Origin of the sequence: Seohaeicola zhoushanensis (genome assembly GCF_014656415.1) — a bacterium.
GTDB classification, from domain to species: Bacteria; Pseudomonadota; Alphaproteobacteria; order Rhodobacterales; family Rhodobacteraceae; genus Seohaeicola_A; species Seohaeicola_A zhoushanensis.
Map to the genome: position 1 here is coordinate 67,017 of NZ_BNCJ01000002.1, position 11,503 is coordinate 78,519.

An 11,503-nucleotide genomic window follows, 5' to 3' on the forward strand; every position below is an offset into this window, starting at 1 on the left:
CGACAACCGAAAAGGACCCTGACCATGACAGAGCGTCAGACAGATACCGTCCGCACCGCGGGCGAACAGATCCCCGTTGTCGCCGATTGCGATGTGGTCGTCGTCGGCGCCGGCCCGGCCGGACACGCCGCCGCCGTCTCGGCCGCCCGCAACGGCGCCTCCGTCACGCTGGTCGAGCGCTACCACCACCTCGGCGGCATGGCCTCGGGCGGCATGGTTCTGGTGCTCGACGACATGGTGAACGAGGGCAACGAGGTCACCACCACCGGCATCGTCAGCGAATTCGTCGCGCGGATGGAGAAGCAGGATGGCGCGGTCTACCCGCCCTCCGAGGATTGCCAGACCAACTGGGAGATGTGGCGCAAGTGGTCGCGCTGGGGCTGCATCGACTTCCACAAGGCGATGATGCCGCAGCCGATCATCCACGCCGTCGCCTTCGACCCCGACGCCTGGAAGCGCGTCAGCCTCGACATGGTGCGCGAGGCAAAGATCAACCTGCGCACCCACAGCTGGTTCTCGGACGTGCTGCGCGAGGGCAACAAGATCGCCGGCGTGATCGTGCAGACCAAGCTTGGCCGGCAAGCGATCCGGGCGAAATACATCGTAGATGCCACCGGCGATCTCGACGTCGGCGTCGCGGCGGGGGCTGAATACACCACCGGCCAGTTCATCGTCACCACCGTTTTCCGGCTGGCGAATGTCGATACTGACAAGGCCATCGCCTTCGAATTCGACCACCCCGAGGAATACAAGAAACTCGACCGCGAGGCACGCCGCCGCATCGGCGGGGCCTGGGGCATGTGGTGGCTCAAGACACCGATCCCCGGCATCGTGTGGTGCAACTGCCCGCACATGCCCGGCTATGACGGCCTCTCGGTCGAACACATGGTTGCCGCCGAATGCGAGGGCCGCGACCGGATGATGAAACTCTTCGACTTCGCCCGCGAGAATATCCCTGGCTTCGAGAACTGCACGATGCTTGGCGCGGCCGAGCAGATGGGTATCCGCCAGACCAGGCTGCTGAAAGGTGAATACATCGTCACCAAGGACGACGTCATGTCGCGCCGCTACTTCGCCGACACAGTCTGCCGGGGCAGGGATTACTACACACCCTACCGCGCGCTGCTGCCGCAGGGGGTCGACAACCTGATCGTCGCGGGCCGTCACTACTCGGTCGAGAGCGACGCCCAGAAGCTCAGCCGCGAGATCCCGCCCTGCATGGCGCAGGGCGAGGCGGCGGGGGTCGCGGTTGGCCTCGCGCTGAACGGCGGGCTGGCGCTGCGCGATGTCGACCACCGGGCGATCCAGAAGCAGATGCGCGCCCAGGGGGCGGATCCGGGCGACAAGCCCTCCGCCAATGCATTGATCGAAAACACGCTCGTCGCCGAATAACGGGGAATACCAATGTCAGACCAGATAATGCCGCTGAGCGGTGTGCGGATCATCGACTTCACGCAAGTCATGCTCGGCCCCTGCGCCACCCAGATGCTGGGCGACTTCGGCGCCGACGTCATCAAGATCGAGCGTCCAGGGGCGGGCGATTTGTCCCGCAACTTCTTCGGCGCACCCTCCGAGGAGGCGATGAACAACGCGGTCTACGCCTCGCTCAACCGCAACAAGCGCTCGGTCGCCATCGACACCAAGTCCGAGGAAGGCCGCCAACAGGTCCGCGACCTTGTGAAGACCGCCGACGTCGTGGTCGACAACTTCCGTGCCGGGGTGATGGAGCGCCTGGGCTTCGGCTATGACGACCTGAAGAAAATCAATCCCCGTATCATCTGTGCCAGCGGCACCGGCTTCGGCCCCGTGGGGCCCTATGCGCACAAGGGCGGGCAGGACGTGCTGGCACAGGCGATGACCGGCGTGATGGAAAAGGTGCAGGATCCGTCGATTCCGAAGTCGATCTATCCCACCACGCTCTGCGACTATTCCGCCGGAATGCATCTCGTGCAGGGCATCCTCGCGGCGCTGCTGATGCGCGAGAAGACCGGCGTGGGCCAGAAGGTTGGCGTCTCGCTCTACGACAGCATGATAGCGATGCAGATGCAGGAGGCCGCGCAATGGTCGAAGCACCGCGAGGTGCTGAACTGGGCCGCCATGCCGCTGACGGGCGTATTCGACACCACCGACGGGGCCATCGTGATCGTGGGTGCCTTCAAGGCGAACCCCCTGCAGGACATCTGCACCGCGCTCGAGATCGACGACCTGAGCCCGACCTATCCGACACTCGACCACCAGCGCGCCAACAAGCCTTTCCTGCAACAGACCTTCCGCGAGCGGATCGCCACCAACTCCAGCGCGCACTGGCTGGAACGGCTCGAGGCGCAGGATCTGCTCTGCGCGCCCGTTCGCTCGCTGGGCGAGGCGCTGGCCGATCCGCAGACCGAGATCAACGGGATGCTCTGCCCGATCGACCACCCCATTCTCGGCGAGGTGACTTTCGTCGGCTCCCCTGTGCATCTCAGCGCCGCGCCCATGAAGGTCCGCCACCTGCCGCCGCGCCTCGGCGAGCACACCGACGAGGTGATGCAGGAACTGGCCACGCTCCTGCGCACCGAAGCGGCGGAATGAGCATTCGCTTCGACGTCGAGGGCGCGCTCGCCCGAGTCACTATCGACCGCCCCGAGCGGATGAATGCGCTCGACACCGCCAGCCACGCCCGGCTGGCGGAGATCTGGACCGAGATCGAAACCCGCCCCGACATCCGCTGCGTCGTCCTGACCGGCGCGGGTGAGCGCGCCTTCTCTGCTGGGGCCGATCTCAAGGACGACAGTGGCAAGAGCGGTGTCGACTACTGGAAGGACTTCGGCGCGGGCTTTTCCAACATCTCCCTGCGCCGCACCCTGAAGACGCCCGTAATCGCTCGGGTCAACGGCCTGGCGCTGGGCGGCGGCATGGAGATGGTGATGGGTTGTGACATCGTGATCGCCGCCGACACCGCCCGTTTCGCGCTGCCAGAGGCAAAGGTCGGCCGGATGCCGCTCGACGGCGGCATGGTAATGCTGCCACGCCTGATCCCGCGGAACGTCGCCGTCGGGATGATGCTGACCGGCCGCATGGTCGGCGCGGCCGAGATGGCGCGCTACGGCTTCGTCAACGCCGTGGTTCCGATGGCCGAGATCGACGCCGAGGTCGACCGTTGGGTCGCCGACATTCTCGCCGGCGCCCCGCTGTCGCTGCGCGCCATCAAGGCGCTGGTGCGCGAGACCGGGGCGATGGCGCCGCAGGACGCGTATCGCAGCGAACTGCCCGAACTGCTGGCTGCGCTCGACTCCGAGGACTCAAACGAAGGTGTCGCCGCATTTCGCGAGAAACGCGCGCCAGTCTGGAAGGGGCGCTAAGGTGACGCTGGTCATCACCAGCGCCTGCGTCGATGTGAAGGACGGCATCTGCACGACTTCATGTCCGGTCGACTGCATCTACGAGGGGGGGCGGATGTATTACATCCACCCTACCGAATGCATCGAATGCGGCATGTGTGAGAGCATCTGCCCGGTCGACGCCATCCGCTATGCCGACGAAGTCGAAGAAGGAGAGCGCGCCTTCGTGGCGCTGAACGACGCTGCCTTCCGCGACGCCGATGGACAACTGCTCGAACCCGGCGGCTGGAAGAAGGGCCGTCCCCCGGTCGCCGACCCGCCCGCGCTGGCGGTTCTGTCGCCGGCGATCCACGCGTAGAGGGAGATATCATGGCAAGTGAAGACATATGGACCGCCCGTTTCATGGCCCTCTGCGATACCGTCGCCAGCTGGTCGGAGGACCGGAACTTCCACGTCGGCTGCGTGATCGTCGGGCCCGATGGCCACGAGGTTCGCACCACGGGCTACAACGGGTTGCCCCGCGGCGTTTCTGCCACCGAAGAGGCGCGCTTTGACCGGGCCAGCGGCGAGAAGTTCTACTGGTTCGAACACGCCGAGCGCAACGCCGTCTACAATGCCGCACGCACGGGTGTCTCGCTGCAAGGCTGCACCGCTTATGTCAATCGCTTCCCCTGTGCCGACTGTGGCCGGGCACTGATCCAATCCGGGATCACCCGTCTGGTCGCTCCAGCGATACCCGAGGCGGATGGCGCACTCGACTACAGCTTCCAGGTATCTGCGCAGATGCTGCGTGAAGCCGGGCTGACGATCATCGAATTCGACGGCCAGGGTCGCATCTGACTGGTGGTTCCCTGACAACCGAACTCGGTTCAGGGCGCCGGCTCTGTCTACGGAAGTTCGGTTGAACCCAGGCCGGAGACCGGATTGCATTCGCCCATGACCCGGTACCTTGCCGCGAATGATGTCTCGAAAGGTTGTGTCCCCCATAAGCCTAGTCGCCGCGCAGCGGGCAACATCGAAGCCCTCCCGGACGAGATGGCATTCACCATCGAAATCTCTCCGCGCGGCGTGCCGGCGGACTACAGGTGAAGACTTGGTGGCAGACGCGCTCATGATACTCCATCCCACTCGGGTGTTGGAGCGCCTTGCAAATCTGGTGCCGTTCGATCCGACCTATCAGAGCCTTTTCATTGCCTCAGATCTACATAAGCAGGCTCGGCAGAAGGAGCGACAGGGCCGGGAAGGCAACCAGCAGCGCGATGCGCACGAAGTCCGCCAGCAGGAAAGGCACCACACCTGCCGCGACGGTCTCGAATTTCAGCCCCTCTACGGAACTGGCAATCACGTAAAGGTTCATTCCCAGAGGTGGAGTGATGAGCCCGATCTCGACTACCGAGACAACGAGCACGCCAAACCAGATCGGATCGATGCCGAGGTCCAGAATGATAGGATAGACCAGCGGCAGGGTGATTAGCATCATCGACAGGCTGTCGAGAAAGCAGCCCAGGATCACGTAGATCAATAGAATGAGAAGGATCACGCCCGTTGGGCCCAGGCCCAAAGTGCCTATCCACCCGACGATGATGCGCGGAAGCGTCGAGGTTTCGATGAAGAATTGCAGCACCGAGGTGCCGATCAGGATCATGAAAAGCATCCCCGTCGTCGACGCGGTCTCGATCAGGGCGTCGACCACCACCTCGCGGGTAAGCGCCTTGCGCAGGGCGGCAAGAACGATTGCGCCGAAGGCACCCACACCGGCTGCTTCGGTAGGAGAGAAAAATCCCAGATAGATGCCGCCCATAACCAAGCCGAACAGGCCCAGGATCGGGCTCATCTGGCGCATCGCTTCCAGGGTGCTGGCGCCTTCGTTCCTCTCGGAACGAGGGGCGAGGTCAGGACGGACGGTTGCTATCAACGTGACCGTGGCGATGTAGAGCAGGGCGGCCAGGATGCCGGGGATCATGCCGGCAAGGAACATTCGCCCGATGGACTGCTCGGTCAGCAGCGCGAAGATTACCATGATGATCGAGGGCGGGATCAGGATCCCCAGGGTTCCGCCGGCCGCTAGCGCTCCCGAGGTCAGGCGCCGATCATAGCCGATGGCCGTCATTTCCGGCACGGCGACGCGTGACATGGTGGCAGCGGTGGCAAGGCTCGATCCGCAGACCGCGCCGAACAGCGCGCAGGCCCCGATAGTGGCCGAGGCAAGCCCGCCGCGCCAGTGACCGATCAGCGTATGAAGCGAGCGGTAGAGCGCTGCCGAAAGCCCCGCACGCGAGGCGAAGGCTCCCATCATCACGAAAAGCGGGATGACCGAGAGCGCATAGCTGGACGAGGTCACGAACGGTTGCGAGCCAAGCACGAAGCCGAGGCTGAACCAGCCGTTCAGATAGACGCCTCCGGCGATGCCGACGGTCCCCATGGCAATGGCGACCGGAACACGCAGGCCGATGAGTACGAGCAGGACAAGGAGGCCCACGAGGCCTGTAATCGGGGCGGACATCTGGGTTAATTTCCTTTCAGGCCAAGGAGCCCACGAAACAGCAGGACGAGATTGACCAGCGCCGCCAGCGCGAGGCCGATCACCATGGGGAGCCAGTAATAGACCATCGGAATGCCGATGGACTGGCTGCGGTCGCCATAGCCCCATTCGCGCATCATCTGCTGATAGCCGAACCATGCGGCCCCGCCGAGGAATGCCAGCGCCATAAGCGCCGCAAGGGCCGCCAAGGCGCGCTGGGTCGGTTTCGGCATCCTGTCGGTGAATACATCGATCGCCACATGCTGGTCGGCTGCAAAACCATAGGGAATTGCCAGCAGTGCGCCGATCATGGTGCACAGGGTGACGATGTCGGTCAGACCGTGGATTGTGGTTCCGACGGTCGTCCTCAGCACGATGTCTGCGACGGTCAAGAGAACCGCGCAGAGAAACGCCATGGTGCCCAGGATCGCCAGATAGAAGGTCGCTCGTTTCATGGTAATCCGCCTGGATGGGTCATGATGCGGGGCGGCACGGGGTGATCCCCGGGCCGCCCCTGCGGATTTGGTTTGAACCTATTGGCAGCCCGCGACAGCTTCGCGGATCGCGGCATAGGTGGCCTTTGCCTCATCGACGGGCATGTCGGAGTCGTTGGCGAGGTAGGTGTCGATCACCGGCGTCAGGCGCTCGCGCCATTTTTCGCGTTCCTCGGCCGACACCGGGATGATCTCATTGCCCGCGGCCTTGGCGGCGTCGATCGCCGTCTGATCGGTTTCCGCCCACCAGCGCCCCCAGTTCGAGAAAACCTCTTCGCTGACCTCGTCGATCACCTTCTGGATATCCTCGGGCAGGCTGTCGAACTTGCGCTGGTTGAAGACGATATACATTGCGACGGGGTTGATGCCGGCGTCGATATGATACTTCAGCACTTCATGCAGCTTGAAGGCACCGACCGGACCCCAGGGCATGATGTTGCCATCGATGACCCCGCGTTCGACGCTTTCGTAGATTTCCGTGGGCGGCATCCCGACAGGGGTCGCGCCGATGTCTTCCAGCATCGCGGTGATAGCAGGGGTGGGGGTGCGGATGCGTAGCCCTTTTAGATCATCGAGACTTGCCACCTTCGCACGGGTGTGTGCGCCGCTCGGCTCGGTCACGGTGAGGTAGAGCACCTTGGTATCGGGGTAATCCGAGGCCAGTTCGTCCTTCATCGCCATCATTGCGCAGGTGCCGATTTCGGCGTTCGGAACGGTGAACGGCAGCTCCACCAGCACCGACTTCGGGTGCCTGCCGCGCGGAATTGCCGGAATGCCGACTGAAACGTCGACGACGCCGGCGCGAGCCTGGTCGAACTGCTTGGTGGCATCGCCCAGTGCCGAACCCGCGGGGAAAAGCGTGATCTCAACCCGCCCGTCAGTGCGCTTCTTGATCTCGTCTGCCCAGGGCTGCATGGCGAGCGTGTTGATGAAATGGGTCGATGGGAACATCGACGACATCTTCAGTTCGTAGTCTGCCGCCAGGGCGGCCGACGCCGACAGGGCCAGCGCGGTTGCGCCAATTATAGTCTTCATTCTCTCCTCCTTTTTTAACTCTGGTCGTTCCGGTGGTATGTTCACTTGGCCTCGGGCCAATGAACGAGCTTGGACTTGTAGTCGGTGCGCGGCAGGCTTCCGGCGGGCACCAGGTCGATGCGGCTGGTGAATACCAGCGTATCGCGCAGCTTCTGCCTGATCGCATCTGCCAGCCCCGCGTCGGCGGCGCGGCCGTCGGCCAGCTCGACCGTGATCGGCAGCGGCGGATCCTGCTTGACCGTTTTGGCGGGCGGGCAGATTGCGATGACGCCAGTAACGTCCGGGGCGAAACCCGCGACGACTTCGCGGACGGCCGTCGGGAACACGTTGACGCCCCGCACGATAAGCATGTCGTCGGTGCGCCCGATGCAGCGGATGCGCGGCGTGTTGCGCCCGCAGGAACACTTGCCCATTCGCACGACCACATGATCGCGGCTGCGGAAACGCAGGATCGGCGCGGCGCGGTGTTTCAGATGCGTATAGACCAGTTCGCCCTCGGCCCCGTCTTCCCAGGGCAGGATGTTCCCGGTGTCGGGGTCGATCAGTTCCGCATGGACAAAGCCGTCGCCCGAGAAATGCATGCCGTTCTGCGCCTCGCACTCGCCCCAGAGCGAGACCGACACGTCGCCGATCCCCATGGCTTCGGTCACCTTGGCGCCCCAAGCGGTCTCGATGCGCTGCCGCAGGGCCGGTTCGCCGCCCCCGGGTTCGCCGGCAACCATGATGCGCTGCACTGTCGAGTTTCTGAGATCCATGCCGCGGGCTTCGGCCCATTCGGCGAGGTGGAGGGCATAGGAAGGCGTGCAGGCGAGTACGTCTGGACGCAGCAGGTTCACGGCGGCCATCAGCCGCTCGGTGTTTCCAGCGCCGACCGGTATGTGACAGAAGCCAAGTGCGGCGAAGGCGTCCAACGTGACGCCTGCCACGAAGGGGCCGGCATTATAGGTCGAAACGATCCGATGTCTCGCCCGCGCCCCGGAGGCGGAGTACGAGCGCGACGAGATCTCGACCCAATTGGCCAGATCGGGCCGGGTCAGTGGAATATAGCTTGGCGTACCCGTCGTTCCGCTGGTCGAATAGATGCGGACGATCTCACCGAGAGGGGCGGCGAGATGGCCTCCGATCGCGTTTTCCTTGGTGCGGCTCTCACGAAGCTCGTCCTTGGTCGTGAAGGGCAGTTGCGCGATATCGGCCAGGCCGCCGACCGCGCCGGCGTCCGCGAAGCCCGCATTGGTCAGCTTCTCGCGATAGAAGGGCGAGTTTTCGAAGAGGTAGGCAATTTGAGCCCGGTATGCGGCATCGTTGCGCGCGGTTTCGGCTTCCGGATCGTGCGCTTCTGCTTTGGCCAGTTCCATTACGCTTCTCCTCCGTCGTAGCGGACCGAGACCTCGGCGTGGTGCGCCATGTAGAAGCCGATTGGGCGTTCCTTCTCCTCGGCGAGGTGAGCCAGAAGGCTGGCAGTGCGCGCAAGGATCGGCACACCCTTCAGGATGGCCGGCGGGAAGTCGAGGTCGAGCAACACGGCGGCAATTGCCATCGACACGTTCATGGTCAGCGGCTTGCCCCATGCCGCGTGGACCGCCTCGCGGGCGCTTCGGGCCAGGGCGACATATTTCCCGGCGGCCCCGCGTTCTTCAGCCAGTTGGAGGATGCGCTCGGTTCTCGGGTCGAGAGGCTTGTGCACGGGATGGCCGAACCCTGGGGCCTTTTCGCCATCCGTCCGCATTTTCCGGACCATGTTCTGAAGGTCGTCGCCTGACTGTTCGGCACGCAGAAGAAACTGTCCGCAAAGCTCGGCAGTGCCCAGGATCACCGAACCGCAGCCCAGGATGCCGGCCGCTACCGCGCCCTGGATACTCTCGGGGCCGGCGGCCAGGGTCATCCGGGCGGCGAGGTTGGTCGGAACCAGACCGTGCTCGGCAATGGCGACCAGCAGGAGGTCAAGGAATTCGGTCTGCTTCTCGGTGGGCTCGCGTCCGGTACAAAGCAGGTAGAAATATTGCGTGAAGGTCAACCGTCCCATCAGATCACCAGCGAGGTCGCGTCCCCTGACGGTGATCGAGGTCGCATCCGCAGTGCTGATGGCGCTCGCGCCTTCGATTGAATTGCCGATCATGATGCTACTCCTATTTGACTGGCAAAATTGTCCGACAATATTGCTGTTGTCAACGGTCCGCGGAATTTTTATGTTTGGCGGGCCAACCCGAACGGAGCAGCCAGTGCAAAAGACAACCCATGGCGCAAAAGGCGAAAGCGTGGTGCAGGCGCTGCGCACGGCCATTCACGGCGGGCGCTATGTCCCTGGTCAGCGGCTCGTCGAGGCCGACCTGACCTCGGAACTCGGGGTGAGCAGATCCCTGCTGCGCGAGGCATTTCGCATCCTCTCGGCAGAGGGGCTGATCGAGACCGTTCCGAATCGTGGCGCGCTGGTTAAGCGACTGTCGCGGCGGGAAGCGATGGAACTGTTCGAAATCCGCATGGAACTGGAAGCGCTCTCGGCGCGATTGGCCGCGAAAAATGCAGCTAGCGAGCCGATCCGGGCGCGTTTCGAAGAAGAAATTTGCGAAGTCTGGGACGAGTCCCCGCGCATATCCACGGCCGCGTATCTCGCTGAAAACGAACGTTTTCACGGAGCTGTCTTCAGCGCGTCGGGAAACGGTCAGTTGAAGGTGTTGAACGGTCAGATGCGGCTTTCGTTGATCATGGCACAGATCGCGAATTCGCTCACTGCTTCAGAGATAGGAAAGTCGATCAACGAACATAGGGCCATTGCAATGGCCATTCTCCAGGGCGACGAGGCCGCGGCAGACGCCGGTTCGCGCGCCCACCTCGCGCGTGCACGCGATTTCGTGGCTTCCATGCCGGATAACGTCTTTCGGGCGGATCCGAAGCCGACCTGATCCGGGAGTGGATGGACTCTGCAGCACATACCCCGCAAGGAGATCGGCGCTTTTGTCGGGCATAGGTGGCTTGAAGCGGGGCAGGGCGTTGGTCAGCGTTTTTCAATGGCTCAGAACCGGTCTTCTTGACACTGCAAGACCGCCGGCATCATCCCTCTGGCCAACACTTCCTCAAGCCGATTAATGGGTCCTGACCCTTGGCGAGGTCATACGCTGTCTTCTGAGGTCGAGACGACAAAGCGTTAGACCGGCTTGACCATGCCCAGGGCGACAATTGCTTCGCCACTCTGAGATGACGTGGCTTATCGACCCTTACGGAGGCGATAAGACCCCGGTGCGGCGCCCGTCCAACGCCGAAAGGCGCGATGAAAGTTCGCTGCCGAGGAGAAACCCAGGTCTTGCGAGATCTCCTCGACGTTCTTGCGTCCGTCTCTCAGGTCGCGGATCGCGATGTCGCGTCGGAGCCCGTCCTTGATCGCCTGGAATGTCGTCTCGTCCTCCTCGAGCCGCCGTATCAGCGTCCGGGGCGTGGTCCCCAACATCTCGGCGACATGGGCCAACCGACAGTTGTTCCAATCCGTCCGGTGCAGCAGGGCGCGAATGCGAAGCGAGAGATTGTGTTCGCGGTAGCTGGTAAAGATCCAGTCGCGGGGCGCCCTGCTGACGAAACTGACGAGCGCGGCATTGTCGCGCGCCACGGGTGGGCCGAGTTGGGTGGGATCGAAGACGATGGTCGATCGCGGGGCCTGAAAACCGACAGCGGTGGGGAACAGCACGAGATAGTCGACCGCGAAGGATGGCCGGTCAAAGGCAAAGGCGACGCGCGCCACGGGCACTTCGCGGCCCGCGAGCCATGACAAGAGCCCGTGCGCCAGCTTGAGCATCAGCATGTGGCCGAAGCGCTGTACCGGCAGCCCTTGGAGCGGGACGAGGGTGAGGCTCAACTCATCCGAGCTGCTGCGGACATCCAGTTGGTAATCGTCCAGAAGCATGTTCCAGAAGGTCGAGAACCTGAACAGCGCCGACGCCAGGTTCGATGCCTCGCGGACGGTGGTCAGCAGGTGCTGTAATGCGCGGGGGCGAATTGGACGGCTCCAAAGCCCCATCATTTCGTCCCCGGTTTCGACCGCGGCGATCTGGTACAGGCGCACGATCTCGTCGTGCGTGACCCGGCTGTTCGAGAGATGAGGCGATACGCCAATCCCGGACCGGCTCAGGAAGGACTCCATCTCT

12 protein-coding genes are annotated in these 11,503 nt (G+C 63.5%); 6 read left to right on the forward strand and 6 right to left on the reverse strand.

Annotated features, from left to right (window positions below):
* The first annotated feature begins 24 nt into the window (after nucleotides 1-24).
* From IE266_RS04355 to IE266_RS04375, 5 genes are read left to right on the forward strand one after another with little or no spacing between them, the layout of a single operon-like run.
* Nucleotides 25-1,392 (forward strand): FAD-dependent oxidoreductase, encoded by a 1,368-nt coding sequence (locus tag IE266_RS04355; protein WP_189678830.1) that lies wholly within the window; start codon nucleotides 25-27, stop codon nucleotides 1,390-1,392.
* Between the two features lie 12 nt (nucleotides 1,393-1,404).
* Nucleotides 1,405-2,571, forward strand: coding sequence for a CaiB/BaiF CoA transferase family protein (locus tag IE266_RS04360; protein WP_189678831.1), 1,167 nt, complete (start codon nucleotides 1,405-1,407; stop codon nucleotides 2,569-2,571).
* Nucleotides 2,568-3,341 carry an enoyl-CoA hydratase-related protein gene (locus IE266_RS04365; protein WP_189678832.1) on the forward strand — a complete coding sequence of 258 codons (774 nt, stop codon included), beginning with the start codon at nucleotides 2,568-2,570 and terminating at the stop codon, nucleotides 3,339-3,341. The genes IE266_RS04360 and IE266_RS04365 overlap by 4 nt, the downstream gene beginning before the upstream one ends.
* A gap of 1 nt (nucleotide 3,342) precedes the next feature.
* Nucleotides 3,343-3,678, forward strand: a complete 336-nt coding sequence (locus IE266_RS04370; protein WP_189678833.1) for a ferredoxin family protein — start codon at nucleotides 3,343-3,345, stop codon at nucleotides 3,676-3,678.
* An 11-nt stretch (nucleotides 3,679-3,689) separates the two neighbouring features.
* Nucleotides 3,690-4,160: a deoxycytidylate deaminase gene (locus IE266_RS04375; RefSeq protein WP_189678834.1), complete on the forward strand. Its 471-nt coding sequence runs from the start codon at nucleotides 3,690-3,692 to the stop codon at nucleotides 4,158-4,160.
* A gap of 361 nt (nucleotides 4,161-4,521) precedes the next feature.
* Here the strand turns inward: IE266_RS04375 and IE266_RS04380 are convergent, their stop codons facing one another.
* From IE266_RS04380 to IE266_RS04400, 5 genes are all read right to left on the reverse strand, one after another.
* Nucleotides 4,522-5,823: a TRAP transporter large permease gene (locus IE266_RS04380; RefSeq protein ID WP_189678835.1), complete on the reverse strand. Its 1,302-nt coding sequence runs from the start codon at nucleotides 5,821-5,823 to the stop codon at nucleotides 4,522-4,524.
* A 5-nt stretch (nucleotides 5,824-5,828) separates the two neighbouring features.
* The gene (locus IE266_RS04385) at nucleotides 5,829-6,296 is read right to left on the reverse strand and encodes a TRAP transporter small permease (protein ID WP_189678836.1); all 468 of its coding nucleotides are present in this window, start codon (nucleotides 6,294-6,296) and stop codon (nucleotides 5,829-5,831) included.
* 78 nt (nucleotides 6,297-6,374) lie between these two features.
* The gene (locus IE266_RS04390) at nucleotides 6,375-7,370 is read right to left on the reverse strand and encodes a TRAP transporter substrate-binding protein (RefSeq protein ID WP_189678837.1); all 996 of its coding nucleotides are present in this window, start codon (nucleotides 7,368-7,370) and stop codon (nucleotides 6,375-6,377) included.
* 41 nt (nucleotides 7,371-7,411) lie between these two features.
* Nucleotides 7,412-8,725, reverse strand: a complete 1,314-nt coding sequence (locus IE266_RS04395) for a phenylacetate--CoA ligase family protein (protein ID WP_189678838.1) — start codon at nucleotides 8,723-8,725, stop codon at nucleotides 7,412-7,414.
* Nucleotides 8,725-9,486, reverse strand: coding sequence for a citryl-CoA lyase (locus IE266_RS04400; protein ID WP_189678839.1), 762 nt, complete (start codon nucleotides 9,484-9,486; stop codon nucleotides 8,725-8,727). Before IE266_RS04400 ends, IE266_RS04395 begins: the two co-directional genes overlap by 1 nt.
* 103 nt (nucleotides 9,487-9,589) lie before the next feature.
* On the opposite strand from IE266_RS04400, the gene IE266_RS04405 reads away from it, so the two are divergent.
* Nucleotides 9,590-10,270, forward strand: a complete 681-nt coding sequence (locus IE266_RS04405; RefSeq protein ID WP_189678840.1) for a GntR family transcriptional regulator — start codon at nucleotides 9,590-9,592, stop codon at nucleotides 10,268-10,270.
* Between the two features lie 302 nt (nucleotides 10,271-10,572).
* Here the strand turns inward: IE266_RS04405 and IE266_RS04410 are convergent, their stop codons facing one another.
* Complete coding sequence (locus IE266_RS04410; protein ID WP_189678841.1) at nucleotides 10,573-11,499, reverse strand: helix-turn-helix domain-containing protein; 927 nt, start codon at nucleotides 11,497-11,499, stop codon at nucleotides 10,573-10,575.
* Nucleotides 11,500-11,503: the final 4 nt, after the last annotated feature.